At 75.1% G+C, this 22,063-nt stretch carries 22 protein-coding genes; 4 read left to right on the top strand and 18 right to left on the bottom strand.

The genetic code is table 11. The annotated features are described in order from the left end of the window. Positions 1-90 precede the first annotated feature (90 nt). Positions 91-621 (top strand): GNAT family N-acetyltransferase, encoded by a 531-nt coding sequence (locus CRP39_RS11190; protein ID WP_097206468.1) that lies wholly within the window; start codon positions 91-93, stop codon positions 619-621. A gap of 120 nt (positions 622-741) precedes the next feature. Here the strand turns inward: CRP39_RS11190 and CRP39_RS11195 are convergent, their stop codons facing one another. Further along, positions 742-1,611: a lysophospholipid acyltransferase family protein gene (locus tag CRP39_RS11195; RefSeq protein ID WP_097206670.1), complete on the bottom strand. Its 870-nt coding sequence runs from the start codon at positions 1,609-1,611 to the stop codon at positions 742-744. A 47-nt stretch (positions 1,612-1,658) separates the two neighbouring features. Then, on the bottom strand, positions 1,659-2,825 hold the full coding sequence (locus tag CRP39_RS11200) for a carboxylate-amine ligase (RefSeq protein WP_097206469.1): 1,167 nt from the start codon (positions 2,823-2,825) through the stop codon (positions 1,659-1,661). A 246-nt stretch (positions 2,826-3,071) separates the two neighbouring features. On the opposite strand from CRP39_RS11200, the gene CRP39_RS11205 reads away from it, so the two are divergent. After that, a complete protein-coding gene (locus CRP39_RS11205; protein ID WP_097206470.1) occupies positions 3,072-3,926 on the top strand; it encodes a hypothetical protein in 855 nt (284 codons plus the stop codon). A gap of 12 nt (positions 3,927-3,938) precedes the next feature. Here the strand turns inward: CRP39_RS11205 and CRP39_RS11210 are convergent, their stop codons facing one another. The 5 genes from CRP39_RS11210 to CRP39_RS11225 form a co-directional block, all read right to left on the bottom strand. Continuing rightward, on the bottom strand, positions 3,939-5,477 hold the full coding sequence (locus tag CRP39_RS11210; RefSeq protein WP_245853790.1) for a radical SAM protein: 1,539 nt from the start codon (positions 5,475-5,477) through the stop codon (positions 3,939-3,941). Continuing rightward, the gene (locus CRP39_RS27520) at positions 5,474-5,830 is read right to left on the bottom strand and encodes a hypothetical protein (protein ID WP_245853792.1); all 357 of its coding nucleotides are present in this window, start codon (positions 5,828-5,830) and stop codon (positions 5,474-5,476) included. The genes CRP39_RS11210 and CRP39_RS27520 overlap by 4 nt, the downstream gene beginning before the upstream one ends. Before the next feature lie 143 nt (positions 5,831-5,973). Then, positions 5,974-6,324 (bottom strand): nuclear transport factor 2 family protein, encoded by a 351-nt coding sequence (locus CRP39_RS11215; RefSeq protein WP_097206471.1) that lies wholly within the window; start codon positions 6,322-6,324, stop codon positions 5,974-5,976. 13 nt (positions 6,325-6,337) lie between these two features. Continuing rightward, positions 6,338-6,829: an Lrp/AsnC family transcriptional regulator gene (locus tag CRP39_RS11220; RefSeq protein ID WP_097206472.1), complete on the bottom strand. Its 492-nt coding sequence runs from the start codon at positions 6,827-6,829 to the stop codon at positions 6,338-6,340. Continuing rightward, positions 6,804-7,949 carry a M24 family metallopeptidase gene (locus CRP39_RS11225; protein ID WP_245853793.1) on the bottom strand — a complete coding sequence of 382 codons (1,146 nt, stop codon included), beginning with the start codon at positions 7,947-7,949 and terminating at the stop codon, positions 6,804-6,806. The genes CRP39_RS11220 and CRP39_RS11225 overlap by 26 nt, the downstream gene beginning before the upstream one ends. 66 nt (positions 7,950-8,015) lie before the next feature. Here CRP39_RS11225 and CRP39_RS11230 point away from each other — a divergent pair, with 66 nt between their 5' ends. Further along, complete coding sequence (locus tag CRP39_RS11230) at positions 8,016-8,933, top strand: 5'-3' exonuclease (protein ID WP_097206473.1); 918 nt, start codon at positions 8,016-8,018, stop codon at positions 8,931-8,933. Positions 8,934-8,970: 37 nt separating this feature from the next. Here CRP39_RS11230 and CRP39_RS11235 read toward each other — a convergent pair whose 3' ends face one another. The 8 genes from CRP39_RS11235 to CRP39_RS11270 form a co-directional block, all read right to left on the bottom strand. Then, positions 8,971-9,624: a DUF4333 domain-containing protein gene (locus tag CRP39_RS11235; protein ID WP_097206474.1), complete on the bottom strand. Its 654-nt coding sequence runs from the start codon at positions 9,622-9,624 to the stop codon at positions 8,971-8,973. 144 nt (positions 9,625-9,768) lie between these two features. Next, entirely contained in the window at positions 9,769-12,615 is a 2,847-nt protein-coding gene (locus CRP39_RS11240) for a DEAD/DEAH box helicase (RefSeq protein ID WP_097206475.1), read from the bottom strand. Positions 12,616-12,816: 201 nt separating this feature from the next. Next, entirely contained in the window at positions 12,817-13,683 is an 867-nt protein-coding gene (locus CRP39_RS11245) for a diacylglycerol kinase family protein (RefSeq protein ID WP_245853794.1), read from the bottom strand. Positions 13,684-13,763: 80 nt separating this feature from the next. Continuing rightward, entirely contained in the window at positions 13,764-14,720 is a 957-nt protein-coding gene (gene tatC / locus CRP39_RS11250) for a twin-arginine translocase subunit TatC (protein ID WP_245853795.1), read from the bottom strand. Between the two features lie 23 nt (positions 14,721-14,743). Further along, positions 14,744-15,064 (bottom strand): Sec-independent protein translocase subunit TatA, encoded by a 321-nt coding sequence (tatA, locus tag CRP39_RS11255; protein ID WP_097206477.1) that lies wholly within the window; start codon positions 15,062-15,064, stop codon positions 14,744-14,746. A gap of 90 nt (positions 15,065-15,154) precedes the next feature. After that, positions 15,155-15,349 carry a hypothetical protein gene (locus CRP39_RS11260; RefSeq protein ID WP_097206478.1) on the bottom strand — a complete coding sequence of 65 codons (195 nt, stop codon included), beginning with the start codon at positions 15,347-15,349 and terminating at the stop codon, positions 15,155-15,157. Between the two features lie 10 nt (positions 15,350-15,359). Then, positions 15,360-16,346, bottom strand: a complete 987-nt coding sequence (locus CRP39_RS11265; RefSeq protein ID WP_097206479.1) for a helix-turn-helix transcriptional regulator — start codon at positions 16,344-16,346, stop codon at positions 15,360-15,362. Positions 16,347-16,419: 73 nt separating this feature from the next. Beyond that, the gene (locus tag CRP39_RS11270; RefSeq protein ID WP_097206480.1) at positions 16,420-17,388 is read right to left on the bottom strand and encodes a helix-turn-helix transcriptional regulator; all 969 of its coding nucleotides are present in this window, start codon (positions 17,386-17,388) and stop codon (positions 16,420-16,422) included. A gap of 80 nt (positions 17,389-17,468) precedes the next feature. Between CRP39_RS11270 and CRP39_RS11275 the strand changes: the two genes are divergently transcribed. After that, positions 17,469-18,566 (top strand): DUF3866 family protein, encoded by a 1,098-nt coding sequence (locus CRP39_RS11275; RefSeq protein ID WP_097206481.1) that lies wholly within the window; start codon positions 17,469-17,471, stop codon positions 18,564-18,566. A 169-nt stretch (positions 18,567-18,735) separates the two neighbouring features. Here CRP39_RS11275 and pafA read toward each other — a convergent pair whose 3' ends face one another. From pafA to prcB, 3 genes are all read right to left on the bottom strand, one after another. Beyond that, positions 18,736-20,094, bottom strand: coding sequence for a Pup--protein ligase (pafA, locus tag CRP39_RS11280; RefSeq protein WP_097206482.1), 1,359 nt, complete (start codon positions 20,092-20,094; stop codon positions 18,736-18,738). Positions 20,095-20,340: 246 nt separating this feature from the next. Further along, on the bottom strand, positions 20,341-21,204 hold the full coding sequence (gene prcA, locus CRP39_RS11285; protein WP_097206483.1) for a proteasome subunit alpha: 864 nt from the start codon (positions 21,202-21,204) through the stop codon (positions 20,341-20,343). Positions 21,205-21,208: 4 nt separating this feature from the next. Next, positions 21,209-22,051 carry a proteasome subunit beta gene (gene prcB / locus CRP39_RS11290; protein ID WP_097206484.1) on the bottom strand — a complete coding sequence of 281 codons (843 nt, stop codon included), beginning with the start codon at positions 22,049-22,051 and terminating at the stop codon, positions 21,209-21,211. Between the last annotated feature and the right edge of the window lie 12 nt (positions 22,052-22,063).

Genomic DNA, 22,063 nt, shown 5'->3' on the forward strand with positions numbered 1-22,063 from the left:
ACGGTCTGCGGTGAGCCAGGACATCCGATGATCAGGTGACCTGATCCCACCCGGGTGGCCGCCGGGAGCGCTCCGGGGTAGGCAGGGCAGATGACGGCCGGCGCCGGGGAGCTGCGCACCGCGCGGCTGCGGCTGCGGCCCTGGAGCACCCGCCGCGACGACCTCGCCCGCCTGCTGGACCTCTACGGCCGCGACGAGGTCACCCGCTGGCTGGGCGGCTGCCCGTCGGTGACACCGGTGGAGCTGGTGGCGCGCTGGGCGGCGGTCTCCACGGCCGACGGGCGGTCCGGCGTCTGGGCGGTCGAGGTGGCCGGCACCGGCGTCGTCGCCGGCACCCTGCTGCTCAAGCCGCTGCCCGGTGGCGTCGGGGAGGTGGAGGTGGGCTGGCACCTGCACCCGGACAGCTGGGGCCACGGGTACGCGACCGAGGCCGCCCGGGTGGTCATCGACCGGGCCTTCGCCGCGGGGCTGCCGGAGGTCTACGCCGTCGTGCGGCCCGGGAACGCGCCGTCCCTGGCGGTGTGCCGCCGGCTGGGCATGGCGCCGCTGGGCCGGATGCGCCGGTGGTACGACGTCGAGCTGGAGGCGTTCCGGCTGATGGCGCCCGTGGTCGTCGACTGACGGCGGCGGGAGCATCGCAGCGAGCGCCAGCGAGCGAGGAGCGGACCGGCGCGCGGAAGGCGACCGAGGGTTCGTCGACTGAGGGGACCCCGTGCCGGGGCCGTCGGGGTCCCCCCGCGCTCAGCGGGCCCGGCGGCGAGCGAGGAGCTTCTTGACGCGGACCACCGGGTGGGGGCGCGGCAGCGTGTGGGTGGTGCCACGGACGTCGTGGTGGTCGAGCTGCAGGGCCTCCTCCAGGGTGGGCGCGGTGCCGCCGAGGTGGGCGGGCAGCCACCAGCGGTCCTCGGGGCCGGCCGGCTGCTGTGGATAGCTGCGCTGCGCCTCGTCGACCAGGGCCTCCATCGCCGCGCGGATCCGCCGCAGCAGCTGCTGGGTCTTCTCCCCCGGCTCGGGCATCAGCGGCTCGCCCAGGAGCACGGTGATCGCGACGCCGCGCCTGAGGTCGACCGGGTGGCCCTTGGTGGCCACCCGCTGGCCACCCCACACCGCCGCGGGGATGACCGGCACGCCGGCGTCGATGGCCATCCGGGCGGCACCGGCCTTGAGCTCCTTGACCTGGAAGCTGCTGCTGATCGTCGCCTCGGGGAAGACACCGACGACGTGCCCGTCCTCGAGCGCGCGGACGGCGGCCTCGAAGGCGGCGGTGCCGGCGCGGCGGTCGACCGGGATGTGCTGCATGACCCGCATGAACGGGCCGGAGAACCGGTGGGAGAACACCGAGGCCTTGGCCATGAACCGCACCAGCCGCCGCTGCGGGAGCGCGGCCAGCCCGAGGAAGGTGAAGTCCAGGTAGCTGACGTGGTTGCTGCAGATGATCGCCCCGCCGTGCGCCGGGACGTGCTCGGCGCCGCGGACGTCGAAGCGGAAGCGGAGCAGCCGGAACACGATGAGGGCCAGCCGGATGACCGCCCGGTAGGGGCGGTCTCGCGGGTCGGGGCGGGGTCCGAAGAGGTCCTTCCGGACGACGTCGCGCCAGCTCGCGGTGTACATGGGCGGACGATAGCCGCCCCGCCCGGACGGCGTCTGCGGCACGGCGGTCACCGGTGGGTGACCTCGACGGCGGCCCGCACGACCGCGGCGAGATCGCCGGTCTCCTCGTGGATCCGGCGCTGGAAGTCCGCCCCGGTGCCCCGGTCGAGGACGGCGGCGACGCCGTCGGCGACCCGCTGCTCGTCCCCGGCGGCGGCCAGCGCGGGCCGGACGTGGTCCAGCAGCGCGCCCACGACGGCGGCGGCCGGGGCGGGGCGGCCGGTGCCCGGGTGCACCAGGTCGCCGGTGAGGCCGGAGCGGCCGGCCCGCCAGGCGGCGACGCGGATCACCTCGCTGCGGACGGCGGGCGCGGGCACGCCGTCCCGCCACTCGCCCGCGGCGGTCTCGACCAGGCCGCGTACCAGCCCGGCGAGGGTGACGGCGTCCTCGGCGCGCAGGGCGACGTCGGCGATGCGGACCTCGACGGTGGGCCAGCGCTCGGACAGACGGGCGTCGAAGTAGACCATCCCGGTGTCGACGATCGTCTCGGTGGCGACCATCTGGGCGATGAGCCGGTGGTAGGCCGCCGCGTCGGCGAACAGCTCGTTGGGGCCGCTGGAGGGCCAGCGGTTCCAGGCCTGGGAGCGGAAGCTGGCGTGGCCGCTGTCGCGGCCCAGCCAGAACGGCGAGTTGGCGGTCAGCGCGGTGAGGACCGGCAGCCACGTGCGCACCCGGTTGAGGACGGCGACCCCCTCGTCGTCGTCGGCCACCGCGACGTGCACGTGGCAGCCGCAGGTGAGCTGCTCGAGGGCGGTCAGGCCGAAGGTCTCGGTCATCTCGGTGTAGCGGGCCCCCGGGGTGGTGACCGGCTCGACGTCGACCGGTGAGCTGGCCAGCGCGGCGACGCGCGCCCCGACGGCGCGGGCGGCGGCATCGGCCCGCCCGCGCCAGTGCTGCAGATCGGTGAGGACGTCGTCGAGGTCGGCGCACACGCGGGTGGCGAACTCCAGTTGCTGCGCCTTGAGCTCGGGCACCAGCTGCCCCCGCGGGTCGCCGTCGTCCTCGCCCCCGGGTACGGCATCATCGGTGCGCTCCCGGTCGGCACGGTCGTGCTCGGGGACGGTCTCGCCCTCACCGCGGCGGGCGGCGACCTCCAGGGCGGCCGGCCCGCGCGGGACCGGACGGCCGTCGGGGTCGACGACCAACAGCTCTTCCTCCACGCCCACGGTGCGCACCCGCTCATGATCACCAATGGGCGGCGACCGCGCGCGCCGGAGATGCGAGACGCCGGACACTCATCCGTTATGCCCAAGTGTCTTGATGGGGGGAGGAGCACCCTGCGGTGCTCCTCCCCCCACTGCTGCCGCCGCGCAGGCCTCGGTGATCATTGCTTCGGCGCCGGAGGCGCCGTCCGTTCCTCGGCGGCAGGTGACGACGGGAAACTGTCGCTTTTTTGTTGGGGATAACGGTAGACTGATCCCATGACAGGTGGGTGGCAGCCACCGCTGCCGTCGATGCCGACTCCTCCGGCGGAGCGCTCCTGGCGGCGGCTGCGGCCGCCCGAGGGGTACGAGGCGCAGTGGCGCCGCCTGATGGAGGCCGCGCTCGAGCTCGGGCTGAGCCCCGACTCCCTCGCCGAGGACGGGCTGGACCCGATCGCCGCGGCCCGAGGCTGGAAGCCGGCGACCGTGGCGCTCTACAGCAAGGTCGCCCGCTACGGCGGTGTGGCGCTGCCGTCGGTGCGCACCCCCGAGCCGGATCCGCCGGCGCTCGAGCTGCGCCCGCTGACCCAGGTCCGCAGCGAGGACCCCGAGCACCTGCGCACGGTGGCGTGGTGCGCGCTGGCGCTGAATTGGCCGGCCACCGTGGGGCAGTTCCGGGCGCTGCGCCGGGACCAGGTGCACGCGACGGCCCGCCGGCTCATCGTCCGCACCGACGACGGTGAGTGGTCGGTTCCCGGTGCGCTCACCGCCTGGCACGCCTGGGAGGCGCGGCGCGCCCGCTTCCCCGCCCTCGCCGACAGCCCGTGGGTACTGCCGGCCCTGCGCCGCGGCCCCGGGCTGGCCTCGGCCGTCGGCGGGCAGCTGTCCACGCAGGCGCTGCAGGTGACGTTCGCCAAGCACGCCGTGCGCACCGCCCATCACCTGCGGCTGACCGCTCCGCCGTCCCGCCGGGAGCAGGCCGAGGCGCTGGCGGTGGCCTATCTGACACTGTCCTACGACTCCTACCGCCGGCTCGCGCTGGCCGCCGGGGCCCGCCCGGTCAGCGCCCGCGGCGCGGTGCGGGCGCTGCGCACCGTCGCGCGGTCGGCGCGATCGGCGGGGCTGGCCGGCTGACGGCCGGCCGGGTCACAGCAGCGTCAGCTGCTCCGGCGCCGCGGCACGAGCGGTCCGGGCCCGCGCCGCGGCCGCCGTCGCGGCGCGGGGGACGGCCGGGAGACTCCCGACCGGGAAGTCCGCGTCGTCGTCCCCGGGGATGCCGGTGGGCGTCGCGCCCGCCGCCATCGTGCCGCGCGCCGATCCCCCGGCCCGCCGGTCCAGGCCGTGCTCGGCCAGCAGGGGCGCCACCCGCGCGGCCAGCCAGCGGCGGTACTCCGGCGCCACCGAGGCGCCGCGGCGGTAGAGCTGCTGGTAGCGCGGCACCAGCTGCGGGTGCTCGCGGGCCAGCCAGGCCGAGAACCACTCGCGGGCACCCGGCCGCAGGTGCAGCGGGACGACGGTGACGCCGCCGGAGCCGGCCTCGGCGATCGCCGCGATGGTCGCGTGCAGATCGGCGAGCCGGTCGGTCAGGCCGGGCAGGACCGGGGCCAGGAACACCCCGCAGGACAGCCCGGCGTCGGTGATGGCCCGCACCAGCTCCAGCCGGGCCCGCGGGCTCGGCACCCCGGGCTCCAGGGACTCGTGCAGCTCGCCGTCGAGGATCGCCATGGACACCCCGAGCCCGATCGGCACGTCCCGGGACGCGGCGGCCAGCAACGGGAGGTCCCGCCGCAGCAGGGTGCCTTTCGTCAGGATCGAGAACGGCGTACCGGCGCCGGCCAGCGCCGAGATCACCCCGGGCATCAGCCGGTAGCGGCCCTCGGCCCGCTGGTAGGGGTCGGTGTTGGTGCCCAGCGCGACGTGCTCCCGCCGCCAGGACGGCCGACCCAGCTCGCGGTGCAGCACGTCGACGACGTTGGTCTTGACCACGACCTGCGAGTCGAAGTCCCGTCCGGTGTCCAGCTCCAGCCACTCGTGCGTGCCGCGAGCAAAACAGTTGTGGCTGATCACGCCGTTGGCGACGAAGTCGCCGGTGCCCGTCGTGATGTCGTACATGGGCATCTCGAGGCCGAGGTCCTCGATCGCAACGACGCGGAGATCCGCGTCGCTGTTCACAGCCGTGCCTTCGACCGTGCACGTGCGCCGGATCGCGGGGTCGACCAGGTGGATGAACCGCAGGTGCTCGCGCAAGCCGCCGCGGAGGCGCACGTTCCGCACTCCGTTCGCCAGGTCCCGCTCCTCCGGCACCGCGTCGAGACCCAGGTCGTCGAACGCTCCCTGCGTCCACGACGACATCTCGTCGTCCGCGTTGCTGATGCGCAGGACATGCCTGCTGCGGCTCCCTTCGGCATCGACGATGCCTGCCAGGAGACCGCGCTGCCATGAGGACGTCGGGGCGGTGGGCCAGGCGACCTGCGCCTCGGCGGACCGTCCCAAGCCGAGCAGCTCGTCGTCGGTCGTCAGGTACGGACGCCGGTCCCTGCCGGTCATCGCGCCGGTGACGTGCTTCCACCCGCGAGCGCTGAGGAACCGGTGACCACCGCTGGCGACGAGTTCCGTGCCATCCGCCAGGCGCACGCGGTGCGCCGGCTTCACCGTCGACCAGTGGGCCAACACATCGGTGGTCACACGTAGCGCCGGTACGTGTCCCCCTTCTCGGTGCCGATGATCCGGTCGCCGACACGCAGTTCGGCGATCGGCTTCTGACCACCGTCGGCCATCAGCACCTGCGTGTCGCCGGCTACGCAGTACACGCACGCATGACTGCAGCCCCGGTAGGGGTTGATCGTCCAGCGGAACGGCATGGGTGAGGGCCCCGGGACCTCGTTGAGCGCGCTCTTGCTGCGTACCTCGTGCAAGGTCAGCCCCGGGAACTCAGGCACCTGCACGCTGCGCAGCAGCCCGCGCATGGTCGGCATCCCGGGCAGCGTCGCCGGCTCTGCGGCGTCGATCCGCTGCGCGTCCCATCGCATGCCCGTCATCCGAACACACGTTCGAAGCCGTGTCCAGGCGACGCGTCAGGGCGGGTCGGCGCGGACCGGGACGGCCCGGGTGCGCAGCAGCCTCCGCCGCACCGGGGGCGGCCAGGTGGGTGGTGACGAAGCGGCCGACCGTCCCCCGGGGGCTAGAGCGGGGCGCCGGCGTCCTCGACGTCCATCCGCGCCACCAGCTCACCGCGGAAGGTGTAGACGTGCCGGACGGCGGACCGGGAGAGCACGGCGCCGTCGGGACTGCGCACCACCAGCTGGACGTCGACGGCGACCCGGCCGTCGGGCAGCGTCGTGGTCCGCACCGGGCGCACGGACGGCGAGATCTGCGCCCACTGGCGGCGCCAGTAGTCGGCCACCGCCGCACGGCCGACGAGCCGGCCGCCCTCCCAGCCGTTGGGCCAGTCCACGTCCTCGGTCATGGCCGCGGTCAGCGCCTCGACGTCGCGGCGGGCGAAGGAGGCGTACAGCCGGTCGAGAGGGTCCATGTCGTCCTCCGGTCTACAGCGGCGGGCGGTCCTCGTAGAAGGTCGAGAGCACCACCGTCGTCCGGGTGGTGACGTTGGCCGCCGCACGGATCTTCTGCAGCAGCGCCTCGAGGGCGTCCGGGGAGGCGACCCGCACCTTGAGGATGTAGCTCTCCACCCCAGCCACCGAGTGGCACGCCTCGATCTCGGTCAGGTGCGCCAGCCGGGACGGCGCGTCGTCGGGCTGAGCGACGTCGATCGGCGTGATCGACACGAACGCGGTGAGCCCCAGCCCGAGCGACCTGGCGTCCACCTTCGCGTGGTAGCCGGTGATCAGGCCGCGCTGCTCCAGCCGCCGCACCCGCTGGTGCACCGCCGACACCGACAGCCCGACCCGCTCCGCGAGCTCGGTGTAGCTCGCCCGGCCGTCGCGGGCCAGCGCGGCCAGCAGCGCCCGGTCGACATCCGCGGAGGACGTCGGCGGCGTCCCGCCGCCGGCCTCAGCCGGCGAGGACGACGAGCTCACGGGGACCCTCGTTCACACTGACCACGCCGTCGTCCGTGCAGACGACGATGTCCTCGATGCGGGCGCCGCAGCGGCCCGCCAGGTAGATGCCCGGCTCCACCGAGAAGGCCATACCCGGTGTCAGCGGGAGCGCGTTGCCGGCCACGATGTAGGGCGCCTCGTGGGTGTCCAGGCCGATGCCGTGTCCGGTGCGGTGGATGAACTGCTCCCCCCAACCCGCGGCGGTGATCACGTCGCGGGCCGCGGCGTCGACCTGCTCGGCGGTGACCCCGGGCCGGACCGCGGCGGTCGCGGCCGCCTGCGCCTCCTGGAGGACGGCGTACCACTCGCGGACGTCGGCGCCCGGCTCGCGGCCCACCGCGTACGTGCGGGTGCAGTCCGAGCGGTAGCCGGTCGCCGTCTCCCCGCCGATGTCGACCACGACCAGGTCGCCGGCCTCGACGACCCGGTCGGAGAGCTCGTGGTGCGGGCTGGCGCCGTTGGGCCCGGAGCCGACGATGGTGAAGTCCACGCCGACGTGCCCCTCGGCGAGGATCGCCGCGGCGATGTCGGCGCCCACCTGGGCCTCGGTGCGCCCGACGCGCAGCCACTCCCCCATCCGGGCGTGCACCCGGTCGATCGCGGCGCCGGCGGCGGCGAGCTCGGCCACCTCGGCGGGCGTCTTGACCATCCGCAGCCGGTCGACGACCGGCGCGGCCAGCTCCAGCGCCGACCCGGTCAGCGCCCGTTGCACGCCGAGGGCGTGTTCGGCCCACGTGCGCGCGCCCACGGCGACCCGGGTGGGCGCCGTCCCGAGGCGGGCGGTGGCCGTGGCGGCCAGCAGCGCGAACGGGTCGTCGGTCTCGTCCCAGGCCAGCACCTCCAGGTCCAGGCCGCCGGCGGGGCTGGCGTCGACCATGGGGGCCTCCAGCCGGGGGACGACGAGGAACGGCTCCCCCCGCCGGGGCACCGCGAGGGCGGTGAGCCGCTCCATCGCATGGGCGTCGTAGCCGCACAGGTAGCGCAGGTCGGAGCCCGGGGTGAGCACGAGCAGGTCGATGCCGAGCTCGGCGGCCACCGCGCGCGCGGTGTGCACGCGCTCGACGGTCACCAGCGGCCCGGACGGGGAAGAGGTCGACACGAACCGCAGACTAGCGACGCGCACCGGAACCGCTCCTGCCCGTTACCGTCGCGGGCTGTGACGACGATGCTGCTGGACGCGGCCAGCCTCTACTTCCGGGCCTTCTACGGGGTGCCGACCAGCGTGACCTCGCCCGACGGGCGCCCGGTGAACGCCGTCCGCGGCTTCCTCGACATGACCGCCCGGCTGGTCACCACGCACGGCCCCGAGCGGCTGGTCGCCTGCTGGGACGACGACTGGCGGCCCGCCTTCCGGGTCCGGGCGCTGCCCTCGTACAAGGCGCACCGGGTCGCCCCCGAGGGGGGCGAGGAGGTGCCCGACGAGCTCGGTCCCCAGGTGCCGGTGCTGGTGGAGGTGTTGGCGGCGGCCGGCATCGCCCGGGTGGGCGCCCCCGGGTACGAGGCCGACGACGTCATCGGCACCCTCGCCGAGCGCGCCGAGGGCCCGGTGGACGTCGTCACCGGTGACCGGGACCTGTTCCAGCTGGTGGACGACGCGCGGGGGGTGCGGGTCCTCTACACCGCCCGCGGCATCACCGACCTGGAGCTGGTCGACGAGGCGGCGGTCACCGCCAAGTACGGCATCCCCGGGCGGGCCTACGCCGACTTCGCGGTCCTGCGCGGCGACCCCAGTGACGGGCTGCCCGGCGTGGCCGGCGTCGGCGCCAAGACCGCGGCGGCGCTGATCACCGAGTTCGGCGACCTGGCCGGCATCCGGGCCGCGGCGGCGCGCACCGTCGTCCCGAAGGCGCCGCTGACCGCCGCCGTGCTCAAGAAGCTGCACGCCGGGGCGGACTACCTCGACGCCGCCCCGGTGGTGGTCGCCGTCGCCCGCGACATCGACCTGCCGCCGGTCGCCGACGAGCTGCCCCGCCGTCCGGCCGACCCCGACGCGCTGGCCGCGCTCGCCGCCGCGCACGGCATCGAGTCCTCGGTCAGGCGGCTGGGTGCCGCCCTGGGCTGGCCGGCCGACGCGACCGCCTGAGCGAGGTCCTCCTGCCGGGTCCGGCTGGGGGCGTCGCTCAGACCTCGTCCCAGGTGTAGGCGGCGGAGTCCTCGTCGGTGATGGCGATGCGGACGGTGACCTCCTCGCCGTCGGAGGTGGTGCCGCTGCAGTCGTAGGTGGCGCCCTCCTCGACGGTCATCTCGTCGTCGCAGCTCAGGTCGAGCCCCACCCCGTGGGCCTGCTCGAACTGCTCGGCGACGTCGTCCTCCACCGCGCCGCGGTCGAGCACCTGTGACCCGAGGGTCAGCGGCAGGACGACCGCCAGCGCGATCACCACGATGGCCAGCGCGACCAGCCCGACGACGAGGCCGGTGCGGGCCTTGCGGGGCTGCAGCGGCGACGGGCCGTGGTCCCCCGGCTGCCCGTAGGGGAGCTGTCCGTACTGGGGCTGTGCGTACTGCGGTTGCCCGTAGGCGGGCTGGCCGTACTGCGGTTGGCCGTACCCGGGTGCGCCGTACGGCGGCTGGCCGTACGGCCCCGGCTGGGCGTACCCGGCTGGGCCGTACGGACCGGGCTGCCCGTACCCGCCCGGCGGACCGTAGGGACCCGGCTGCTGCGGCGCCTGGCCGTGCCCACCGGGCTGCGGCGGCGGCTGGCCCCCGGGCTGGCCGTACGGCCCCGGCTGCCCGTACTGCCCCGGCGGACCGCCGCCCTGGGGTGGGTTGGTCATCGTCGCTCCCGGTCGCGGATCTGGAGGCCCGGGACCGCGCGTCCCGGAGCGGGGAGATTGTGCCCCACGGGAGCCCCCCGGACGGCGGCCCCGCCACAGGGGCCCCCGCGAGCCTGCGAGCGGTGGGGACGGCGGGGTCCTCTCTCAGCCCCCCACGGCGACCGCGACCACCCCGCGCCGCACCCGGTCCACGGCCTTGCGGGCGGTCGCGGCGACCGGGTCCTCGGCGCTCTTGGCCAGCTGGTCGAGCAGGTCGATGAGCTGGCGCGCCCAGCGCACGAAGTCGCCTCCGGACAGCTCCGTGCCGGCCTGCTCGGCGCCGGCCAGCACCCGGTCGAGGCTCTGCCCGTCGGCCCAGCGGTAGGCCGCCCACGCGAAGCCGAGGTCGAGGTCGCGGGTGGCCGGCACGCCGTGGTCGAGCTCGACGTCCTGCAGCCGGGCCCGCACCCGCCGCATCTCGGCGATCGCGGCGGCCACCTTCCCGGAGGGGACGGCGGGCTGGCTGGGGTTGTCCCGGCGGGCCTCGAACACCACCGTGGAGACCACGGCGGCCAGCTCGGGCGGGGTCAGGCCGCGCCAGACGCCGGAGCGCAGGCACTCGGCGACCAGCAGGTCGGCCTCGGACCAGATGCGGGCCAGCCGGCGCCCGGCGTCGGTGACCACGGGGACGTCGTCGACCGCCGGCACGGCCTCGGTGTCCGCCGGCACCAGCGGGGCCACCTCGGGAACGAGGTAACCGAGCTCCTCGAGGACGTCGCAGGTGCGGTCGAACTGCCGGGTGAGCGAGCCCGTGCGCTCGGCCATCCGGCGGTGCGTGGCCTCGGCCTCCCGCACCGCGCGCAGCCAGCGCTCCGCGGCCCGCACCCGCTCCTCGCGGTCGGGCAGCGAGTGCACGGGGTGCGCCCGCAGCGCCCGGCGCAGGTCGTGCAGCACCGGGTCGTCGGCGGCGGCCGAGCGCTGCCGGACCCGCCGGGCACCGAGGTCGTGCTGGACCCGGGCGTTGCGGAGGGTGGCGGCGAGGTCCCGGCGGGCGTGCGGGCTGCGGTGGTTGAAGTTCTTGGGCACCCGCACCCGGGCCAGCGAGGTCACCGGCGTCGGGAAGTCGACCGTGCCGAGCCGGCCGGCCCACTTGTCCTCGGTGAGCACGAGCGGCCGGGGCTCGGAGAGGTCGGTGACCCCGGGGTCCAGGACGACGGCCAGCCCCTGCCGCCGGCCGGAGGGGACCCGGATGACGTCGCCGGGCCGCAGCGCGGCGAGCGCCTCGGCGGCCTCCGTGTGGCGCTTGGCCTGCGAGTCCCGGGACAGCTCCTTCTCCCGGTCGGCGATCTGCTGCCGCAGCGCGGCGTACCCGCCGACGTCGCCGGAGTCGGAGTGCATCTCGGCGGCCCAGCGCTCGGCGTCCTTCTCGTGTCGCGCGGCGGCGCGGGCCAGCCCCACCACCGACCGGTCGGCCTGGAACTGGGCGAAGGAGGAGGCCAGCAGCTCCCGGGCCCGCGCCCGGCCGAAGGAGCCGACCAGGTTGACCGCCATGTTGTAGCTGGGCCGGAACGACGAGCGCAGCGGATAGGTGCGGGTGCTGGCCAGCCCGGCGACCACCGAGGGGTCCATGCCCGGCGCCCACACCACGACGGCGTGCCCCTCGACGTCGATGCCGCGGCGGCCGGCCCGGCCGGTGAGCTGGGTGTACTCCCCCGGCGTGACGTCGACGTGCGCCTCGCCGTTCCACTTGACCAGCCGCTCGAGGACGACGGTGCGGGCGGGCATGTTGATGCCCAGCGCGAGGGTCTCGGTGGCGAAGACGGCCTTGACCAGGCCGCGGACGAAGCACTCCTCGACCGTCTCCTTGAACGCGGGGACCAGGCCGGCGTGGTGCGCGGCGAGCCCGGCCATGAGGCCCTCCCGCCACTCCCAGAAGCCGAGGACGTGCAGGTCCTCCTCCGGCAGCGAGCCGGTGCGCTCGTCGATGACCTGCGCGATCTCGGCGCGTTCGTGCTCGTCGGTGAGCCGCAGCCCGGCGCGCAGGCACTGGTCGACGGCGGCGTCGCAGCCGTTGCGGCTGAACACGAAGGTGATGGCCGGCAGCAGGCCGGCACGGTCCAGCCGCTCGATGACGTCCGGCCGCGCCGGGGGCCGGTAGCGCGGCTTGTGCCAGTCGCGGTCCCGCCGCGAGCCGCCGTTGCCGCCGCCCCAGGTGTCGATCCGGCGCTCGTACTCCCGTACGTACCGGACCAGCTCCGGGTCGACGACGCTGGCGCCACGGTCTCGGGTGGACAGGTCCCGCGGCGTCTCCCCCTGCTCGGCGGCGTGCGCGGCCGGGCGCAGCGAGAACAGGTCGAACACCCGGTTGCCGACCAGCATGTGCTGCCACAGCGGGATGGGGCGGACCTCGCTGACCACGACCCTGGTGTGGCCGCGCACGGTGACCAGCCAGTCGGCGAACTCCTCGGCGTTGCTCACCGTCGCCGACAGCGACACCAGGGTCACCGACTGCGGGAGGTGGATGATCACCTCTTCCCACACCGCGCCGCGGAACCGATCGGCCAGGTAGTGCACCTCGTCCATGACGACGTAGCCCAGGCCGTCGATCGCCGGGGACTCCGCGTAGAGCATGTTGCGCAGCACCTCGGTGGTCATCACCACCACGGGCGCGTCGCCGTTGATGGCGTTGTCGCCGGTCAGCAGCCCGACCTCCGCCTCCCCGTAGCGCTCCACCAGGTCGGCGTACTTCTGGTTGGACAGCGCCTTGATCGGCGTCGTGTAGAACGCCTTGCGGCCCTCGGCCAGCGCCTTGTGGACGGCGAACTCGCCGACGACGGTCTTGCCCGCGCCGGTGGGGGCGCAGACGAGCACGCCTGCGCCCTCCTCCAGGGCCTCGCACGCCTCCACCTGGAACGGGTCGAGGGAGAAGGACAGCTCGGCGGTGAAGTCGGCCAGCGTGGGGTGGGCACTGCGCCGCCGGGCAGCCGCGTACCGCTCAGCGGGGCTGGACATGCCTCCACGTTAGGCGTCTCTCCCCCGCACGGCGCGTCCGATCCTGGGGTCGTGTATGTTGGGGATAACGGGAAGGGGGCAATTGAACGGAACGACGATCGGCCCCGTTCGTCGTGGCCGGTCCCGGCTCGCCACCGGCGCCACGCCAGGACGCCGGACGATGGGCACAGTGGGTCGTGGCTGGCCGTGGTTGGTCGTGGCTCAGCGGCCGGTGCCCACCACGCACAGCGCACCGGGCACGCAGACGCTCGTGGCCGGCAGCGGTGCGACCGGCTCGCCGTCGGCGTAGGTGACCAGCCCCTCCCCCGCCAGCTCCACCCGCGCGGCCCGGTGCACGCTGACCGAGGGGTGGTCCACGTGCGTGCCGGCGGTCAGCCGCGGCCGGGTCCGCACCAGCTCCCGCCGCGACACCGGCCCGACGACGGTGACGTCGAGGAACCCGTCGGTGGGGTCGGCGTCCGGGCAGATCCGCAGGCCGCCGCCGTACCAGGCGGTGTTGCCGACGGCGACCAGCGTCACCGGCAGGGTGCGGGGCACGCCGTCGAGCACGAGCGTCACCTCGCGGGGCCGCAGCCGCGCCAGCTCGGCGAGGATGGCGACGTCGTAGCGGCGAGGGCCGCGCGGCCAGCGCAGCCGGTTGGCGCGGGCGGTGACGGCGGAGTCGTAGCCGCAGCACAGCACGGTGGCCCACCAGCGCGAGCCGGTGCGCCCGGCGTCCAGCGTGCGCACCGCCCCGGCGCGCAGGTCCTCGGCGGCGGCGCGCGCCGCGGCGACCGGGTCGCCGGGCGCGCCGAGGGCCAGCGCCAGGTCGTTGCCGGTGCCGGCCGGGACGACCGCCAGCGGCGTGCCGGTGCCCGCGACGGCCTGCAGCCCGGCGTGCGCGGCGCCGTCCCCGCCGACGGCGACGACCGCCGCGGCGCCGGCGGCGACCGCCTCGGCGGCCTGCCGCTCGGCGTCGGCGCGAGTGGTGGCCGGCAGCACCCGTGGCGCGAGACCGGCGGTGTGCAGCGCCGCCAGCACGGCGGTGGCGGCCGCGCGGGCCCGGCCGCGGCCCGCGGCCGGGCTCACCAGGACGGCGACCTCCGGGCCGGCCCCCCTGCAGGGGCCTGACGCGGGCCTGCGAGGGGTGGGGGGCAGGGGACCCTCTCTCAGCGGGAGGAGCGGACCGCGGGGCCGTCGACCGGCGCGTCGTCCTCGCGGCGGAGGTCATCGACCGGGCCGGGGTCGAGGTCCGAGGGCGTGGCGTCCAGCGGGGATGCCTCGTCGTCGGACAGGTCGTGGAAGTGCTCCGTGGCCGCCCGCTTGGCCCGGCGCCGGTCGACGACCCGGGCGATCTGGATGGCCAGCTCGAACAGCACGATCATCGGCCCGGCCATCAGGAGCATCGTGAACGGGTCCTGGGTGGGGGTGACGAACGCGGCGAAGACCACGGTGAGGAAGAAGATCCACCGGCGGCTCTTGCGCAGCACCTCGTAGCTGAGGACGCCGACCAGGTTGAGCGCGATGGCCAGCAGCGGCACCTCGAAGCTCACCCCGAAGGCCACCAGCAGCGAGAGCACGAAGCCGATGTAGTCCTGCGCGGTGAGGGCGACCACCACGCCGTCCCCGGCGAGGCTCAGCAGCAGCTCCAGGCCGGCCGACAGGGAGATGTAGGCCAGCACCGCGCCGAGGGCGAACAGGATCGTCGACACGGCGACGAAGCCGACCCCGTAACGCTTCTCGTTGCGCTTGAGCCCCGGGGTGATGAAGGCCCACAGCTGGTAGAGCCAGAACGGGGCCGACAGCACCGCCCCGACCAGCAGGCTCACCTTCAGCCGGATGAACACGCCGCCGAACACGTCGGTGATCAGCAGGCCGCAGGCGCCGTCGGCGTCGCCGTAGCGCAGCTCACCGGGCAGGCCGCAGTAGGGCGCCCGGATGAAGTCGCCGAGGCCGTGCGCGTACCACCAGAAGGCGAACCCCGCGGCCAGGACGAGCGCCAGCAGCGCCTTGGCGACGCGGTTGCGCAGCTCGGTGAGGTGCGCGATCAGCGTCATCGTCGCCGCGGCGTCGCGCGGTGGACGGCGTCGCCGCATCCGGGGCCGTCGGAGACCGTCGTCGCTCATGGTGGTGCCGGTGCGGGAGGGGGTCAGCGGGTGCTGTCGGCCGGGCCGGACTGCTGGGCGGCGCGCGCCCGCAGCTCGGCGGCCCGCGCCTCCGCGGCCCGGGCCTCGGCCTCCAGCGCGGCGCGTTCGGCGTCGGCCGGCGGGAGGACCTCACCGCGGACGGGGGTGGTCTTGGCGGCGTCCTTGGTGCGGACGTCGTCGTCCTTCATGCCCTTCATCTCGCCCTTGAAGATGCGCAGCGAGCGGCCGAGCGACCGCGAGGCGTCAGGCAGCTTCTTGTAGCCGAAGAGCAGCAGGATGGCCAGGATGATCAGGCCGATCTCCAGCGGGCCGAGTCCGGCCATGACGGTCCTCCAGGGGTGCGGTGGCGACTCCGATGCTACGTGCCGGAGCCCGCCGTGCCTCCCCCGCAACCGGGGGGTCGTCGGGTGAGTTCAGGGTGAGGGCCGGGTGTCCGCGGCCCGCGCGGCGGTGGCCTGGACCTCGGTGAGCACCGGGCGCACCTCGCGCTCGAGCGCCTCGAGCTCCCGGCGCAGCCGGTTCGCCGCACCGAACAGGCCGTAGCCGAGCGCCCCCAGGACCACGACGGCGAGGACGACGACGGCGATCCAGACGACCAGCAGCAGCACGGGACCGACCCTAGTCCCCGGCCGGCGTCGCCCCGGCCCCGTAGCGCTGCAGCGCCGCGCGGGCGTCGGCGGCGACGGCCGCGGCCAGCTCGGCCGGTTCCTCGACCGTCGCCGCTCCGCCGAGGGAGGCGACCAGCCGCCGCGCCCAGGCCACGTCGGCGGTGCGGACGGCGACGGCGAGCCCGCCGGGCGGGTCCTCGACCTCGCGGACCTCCTCCACCGGGTAGTACTCGGCCACCCAGCGGGCGGTGCGGGCCAGCCGCAGCCGCACGACCGAGGCGCCCGGGCCGGGCTGGTAGAGGCCGGCGTCGACGTCACGCAGGTGGACGCCGGCCGGCGGCGCGGCCGGCTCGTCGAGGACGGCGACGTCGTCGACCCGGTCCAGGCGGAACAGCCGCAGACCCTCGGCCCGGCGGCACCAGGCCTCCAGGTACCACCTGCCGTCAACGAGCAGCAGCCGGATGGGGTCGACGGTGCGCTCGGTGCGCTCGTCGCGGGTGGGCACGTAGTAGTGCAGGTGCAGCGCCCGCCTGCGCTCCAGCCCCTCCCGGACGACGGCCAGCGCCTGCTCCCGCGCGTCCACCGACAACGCCACCGGGGTGACCCGCTCCCCGGCGTGCCCCGCGACCGCCGAGACCTTGGCCAGCGCGCGGCTGACCGCCTCCCGCTCGGCCAGGCCGGGCAGCTCCAGCAGCGTGCGCAGCGCGACGACCAGGGCGACCGCCTCGTCGGTGGTCAGCCGCAGCGGCCGCACCATGCCGGCGGTGAAGGTGACCCGCACCCGGTCGCCCTCGAACGCCAGGTCGATGAGGTCGCCGGGCCCGTACCCCGGCAGGCCGCACATCCACAGCAGCTCGAAGTCGCGGCGCAGCTGCCGCTCGGGGACGCCGAAGTCGCGGGCCACCTCGGGCAGCGGCACGCCCTCGGGACGGGCGGTCAGGTAGGGCACCAGCGCGAGCAGCCGGCTCATCCGCTCGGTGGTCGTGGGCGCGGTCACAGGTCCTCCTCGCTGGCGCTCGTCAGCCCTGCGCCCGACGGTGCTCCGCCCCTCCGTGACCTCGCCGGCCCGGTCACGTCATGCCCGCCAGCCGGGTCAGCCGCTCGATCACGGCGTCGCGCACCTCGGCCGGCGCCTCGACCACGACGTCCGGGCCGTAGGCGGCCAGCTCGTCGGCCAGGCGCAGCGGCTCGGTGGTGCGCACCTGCAGCAGGTCGTCGCCGTCCTCGGCCGGTCCCAGTGGGACGGCGTGCCGGCGCAGCCCGACCGCGGTGCCCGGCCGTGCGCGGACCACCACCAGGCGCTCCTCGCCGGCGGACTGACCGGCGACCATGGCGGCCAGGTCCACGCCCTCCGGCGGCTCGAACGCGCCCGCGGGGCCGACCGCCTTGGGGGTGCCCACCACGCGGGAGAGCCGGAACACCCGGGGCGCCTGGCGGTCGAGGTCCAGCCCGCCCAGGTACCAGCGGCCGTGCCAGGCCACCACGCCCCACGGCTGGACGTGCCGGCGGGCCGGCGCGTCCTCGTCGGGACGGCGGTAGTCGAACTCGATCGCCCGCCGGTCGCGGGCCGCGGCGTAGCACGGCTCGAAGGCCGGCTCGTCGGAGTCCAGGCGGGGCCGCAGCGGGATGGACCGGCCGGTGTCGACGTCCACGCCGGCGGCCTTGAGCTTCACCAGGGCGCTCTGCGCGGCGCCGGCCAGCTGGGCGGACTCCCACAGCCGCAGCGCCAGGCCGACCGCGGCGGCCTCCTCGCCGGTCAGCGTGATCTCGGGCAGCTCGTAGTCGGCCCGGGCGATCCGGTAGCCGTCCTCGGTGTCGAAGACGCTGGTCCGCCCGGTCTCCAGCGGCACGCCCATCTCGCGCAGGTCGGCCTTGTCCCGCTCGAACATCCGCTTGAACGCCTCGTCGGCGCGGGCGGTGCCGTCGTCGGGCTCGTAGCCGGGCACCGTGGCCCGGATCCGCGCCGCGGTCACGTACTGCCGGGTGCCGAGCAGGGCGATGACCAGGTTCACCAGCCGTTCCGCCCGCTTCGCCGCCACGCGCCCAGGCTAGTCACGTCGGCCGAGGGTGGTGGGGTGGGCGGCCAGCACTGCACACCCGGCCTGGCTAGCCTGCCCGCGTGGGGGAACACGGGACGACGCAGCAACGGATCCGCTGGCGGCGGGGCACGGTGACGGCTCTGGGCCGCTCGTGGCGGGACGCGCAGGAGCTCACCGCGGAGGTGCCGGAGGACGGCGAGGTGCGCGCGCTGGCCCACCCGTCGCTCGTGGGCGTGCCCGAGGTCGGCGACACGGTGCTGCTCAACACCACGGCGTGGGCGCAGCGCCTGGGCACCGGCGGGTACGCGCTGGTCGTCGCCGTCCCCGATCGGCTGCCCCCGGACCCGACCGGGCCCGGCCACCTGGTCAAGGCCCGGTACACGCCGCTGCAGGTGACCGTGCAGGGCGTCGACGAGCAGGACACCGAGCACCACGGGACCATCGCCGACGCCGAGGACCTCGGCGGCATGCCCGTCGTGGTCGCGGACCTGCACTCGGCGCTGCCGGCGGCGCTGATCGGGGTGCTGGGCACCGACCCCGACCTGCGCGTGGCGTACGTGATGACCGACGGCGGCGCCCTGGTGGCCGGCTTCTCCCGGACGCTGTCGGCGCTGGCCCCGTCCCTGGCCGGCGTCGTCACCGTCGGGCAGGCGTTCGGCGGGGACGTCGAGGCCGTCACGCTGCACACCGGCCTGCTGGCCGCCCGGCACGTGCTGGGCGCCGACGTCACGATCGTCACGCAGGGGCCGGGCAACCTCGGCACCGGGACGTCGTGGGGCTTCTCCGGGGTGGCCGCCGGCGAGGCCTGCAACGCCGTGTCCGTGCTCGGCGGGCAGCCGATCGGCGCACTGCGGATCTCCGACGCCGACCCGCGGCCGCGCCACCGGGGCGTCTCCCACCACTCCCTGACCGCCTTCGGCCGGGTGGCGCTGGCCGGGGTGACGCTCGTGGCGCCGCGCGGCCTCGGATCCGAGCTCGGCGGCCAGGTGGAGGAGGACCTCGCCGGCCAGCCCGAGCGCAACCCGGTGGTCTGGATGGACGTCGACGGGCTGGAGGAGGCGCTGGGCCTGTCCCCCGTGCCGCTGTCGACGATGGGCCGGGGCTATCCCGAGGAGCGGGCGTACTTCCTCGCCGCGGCCGCCGCCGGCCGGTACGCCGCGCTGCGGGTGCCGCTGTGACATCGCGGTCCCACCGGACCGCACCGCGGCCAGGAGCCGTCCCCGGCCTGCCGTGAGCCCCGCCGTCGCACCGCGTCGGGGAACCTCCGGCCCCCACTCCGCAGCGCGACCCTCGCCGGGCGGCTACCGAGGCCACCTCGCGGGGGCCTGCGGCCCCCACTCGTCGACCTCACATCGAGGCGATGAGCTTGTCGACCCGCTCGTCGACGGCCTTGAACGGGTCCTTGCACAGCACGGTGCGCTGCGCCTGGTCGTTGAGCTTCAGGTGCACCCAGTCGACGGTGAAGTCGCGGCGCTTCTCCTGCGCCTTGCGGATGAACTCCCCGCGCAGCCGGGCGCGGGTGGTCTGCGGGGGCACGTTCTTGGCCTCGAACACCCGCGGCTCGTGGGCGACCCGGTCGACGGAGTTGTTGCGCTCCAGCAGGTAGTACAGGCCGCGCCTGCGGCTGATGTCGTGGTAGGCGAGGTCCATCTGCGCGATCCGCGGGTGGGACAGCGGGAGGTCCCGCTTGGCCCGGTAGCGCTCGATCATCGTGTACTTCGTCGCCCAGTCGATCTCGCGGTCGATCAGCGACAGGTCGCCGGAGTCCACGGCCTTGAGCACCCGGCCCCACAACTCCAGCATCTGCCGGTGCACCGGCCCGAAGCCCTCCCGGTCGACGAACTCCGCGGCGCGGCTGTGGTACTCCGCCTGGATCTCCAGCGCCGACATCTCCCGGCCGTTGGCCAGCCGGACCTTGCGGCGTCCGGTCATGTCGTGGCTGATCTCGCGGATGGCGCGGATCGGGTTCTCCAGCGCCATGTCCCGGATCGGGACGCCGGCCTCGATCATCCGCAGCACGAGGTCGGTGATGGCGACCTTGAGCAGCGTCGTCGTCTCGTTCATGTTCGAGTCGCCGACGATGACGTGCAGCCGCCGGTAGCGCTCGGCGTCGGCGTGCGGCTCGTCGCGGGTGTTGATGATCGGCCGGGACCGGGTGGTGGCGGAGGAGACGCCCTCCCAGATGTGCTCGGCGCGCTGGCTGACGCAGTAGATCGCCCCGCGGGGGGTCTGCAGCACCTTGCCGGCGCCGACGACGATCTGCCGGCTGACGAGGAACGGGATCAGGACGTCGGCCAGCCGGCTGAACTCCCCGTGCCGGCCGACCAGGTAGTTCTCGTGGCAGCCGTAGCTGTTGCCGGCGGAGTCGGTGTTGTTCTTGAACAGGTAGATGTCGCCGGTGACGCCCTCCTCGGCCAGCCGCTGCTCAGCGTCGACCAGCAGCCCCTCCAGGATCCGCTCGCCGGCCTTGTCGTGGACGACGAGCTCGGTGAGGTCGTCGCACTCGGCGGTGGCGTACTCGGGGTGGCTGCCCACGTCGAGGTAGAGGCGGGAGCCGTTGCGCAGGAACACGTTGGAGCTACGCCCCCACGACACCACGCGGCGGAACAGGTAGCGGGCCACCTCGTCCGGGGACAGCCGGCGCTGCCCCTTGAAGGTGCACGTGACGCCGTACTCGGTCTCGATCCCGAAGATCCGTCGTTCCACGAACCGAGCCTAGGCGCCGACACCGACACTGGCCCGCCCGCGACGCACGGCTCCTGCAGCCGGTCGTCCGGCCGGCGCAGGAGGTCGGCGGCGGCCGCGGCGGTCCCGGGTGGTCACTGTGACCGGCGCGCTGCTCGGCGGAGCCCGACGCGGCACGCGACCGCCCGGTGCCGACCTCCACGGTGCCCGGGGCGACGATCCGGCGTGCCCCGCGCCCACCGGCCTCGTCGACCCGGCCGGTGAGCGTCAGTTCGTCGGGGCCTGTCCCCCGCTGCCGGCGGTGCCGCCGGTGTCGGGGGCCGCCGGGTCGCCGAGCCCGGCCGGCGCGCCGGGCTGCGGCGTGCTGGGGGCGTGGGAGGCGGTGTGCGGCTCCTCGACGGTCTCGGCGGCGGCGGCGTCGCCCCGGTCCAGCAGGGTGTGCAGGGCGGCGCCCACCACGCGCCGGAACGCCCGCTTGGGCCGGCGCCGGTCGAGGACGGCGACCTCCAGCTGCTCGGCGGACAGCAGGCTCGGCCCGCCGTTGCCGCTGGTGGTGGCCGGGCTGACCGCCGACAGCGCCCGCACCCCCACCTGGAGCGCCTCGGCGAGGGGCAGGCCGGGGAGGAAGTGCTCGCGCAGGTGGGTGCTGACCGCCTCCGCCTGGCCGCCCATGACGACGAAGTCGGGCTCGTCGACGACCGAGCCGTCGAAGGTGAGCCGGAACAGCTGGTCGGACTCGGGGGTGTCGCCGACCTCGGCGACGCACAGCTCGACCTCGTAGGGCTTGGTCTGCATGGTGAAGATCTCGCCGAGGGTCTGCGCGTAGGCGTTGGCGATCACCCGGCCGGTGACGTCACGGCGGTTGTAGGAGTAGCCGCGGACGTCGGCCAGCCGCACCCCGGCGACCCGGAGGCTCTCGAACTCGCTGTAGCGGCCGACGGCGGCGAAGCCGATGCGGTCGTAGAGCTCGCCGACCTTGTGCAGCGTGGAGCTGGGGTTCTCGGCGATGAACAGCACGCCGTCGGCGTAGGTGACGACGGCGACGCTGCGGCCGCGGGAGATGCCCTTGCGGGCGTACTCCGAGCGGTCGCGCATCAGCTGCTCGGGCGAGGCGTAGTACGGCATGGTCATGGGATCAGCCCTGCCCGTCCGCGGCGGACCGCTCGTCGGTGATGCGCTTCGCGATGGCGGAGACCTCGTCGTCGGGGAGCCGCACGGTGCCCTCGGCGTCCACCCGGTAGACGATCGGGTACAGCCGGCGCACCGGGTCCGGCCCGCCGGTCGCGGAGTCGTCGTCGGCGGCGTCGTAGAGCGCCTCGACGATGGTGCGGGTGGCGGCGTCCCCGCCCAGGCCCGGCCGCCAGGTCTTCTTCAGCGAGTTGCGGGCGAACAGGGAGCCGGAGCCGACTGCGGAGTACCCCCGCTCCTCGTAGTTCCCGCCCGTGACGTCATAGCTGAAGATGCGGCCCGGGCTGGTGCCGGGGGCGGCGTCGAGGTCGTAGCCGGCGAACAGCGGGACGACCGCGAGCCCCTGCAGCGCCGCGCCGAGGTTGCCGCGGATCATCTGGGCCAGGCGGTTGGCCTTGCCGTCGAGGGAGAGCGTGAGGCCCTCGATCTTCTCGTAGTGCTCCAGCTCCACCTGGTAGAGCTTCACCATCTCGATGGCGATGCCCGCGGCGCCGGCGATGCCGATGACCGACCAGGCGTCGGCCGGGTAGACCTTCTCGATGTCCCGGCTGGAGATCAGGTTGCCCATGGTGGCGCGCCGGTCGCCGCCCATGAGGACGCCGCCGTCGTAGGTCACCGCGACGATCGTGGTGCCGTGCGGCGTGATGTCCCCGACCGGCAGCTGCGGGATCGGCCGGCGCCCGGGCAGCAGGTCCGGCGCGGTGACCGCGAGGAAGTCGGTGAACGAGGAACCCACCCGGTCCAGGTAGGCGGCCGTGAACCCGTTCCGGCCGGGTGACGACCCGTTCACGCGCTCGCCCCG

The organism is Geodermatophilus sabuli (assembly GCF_900215145.1).
GTDB classification, from domain to species: domain Bacteria; phylum Actinomycetota; class Actinomycetes; order Mycobacteriales; family Geodermatophilaceae; genus Geodermatophilus; species Geodermatophilus sabuli.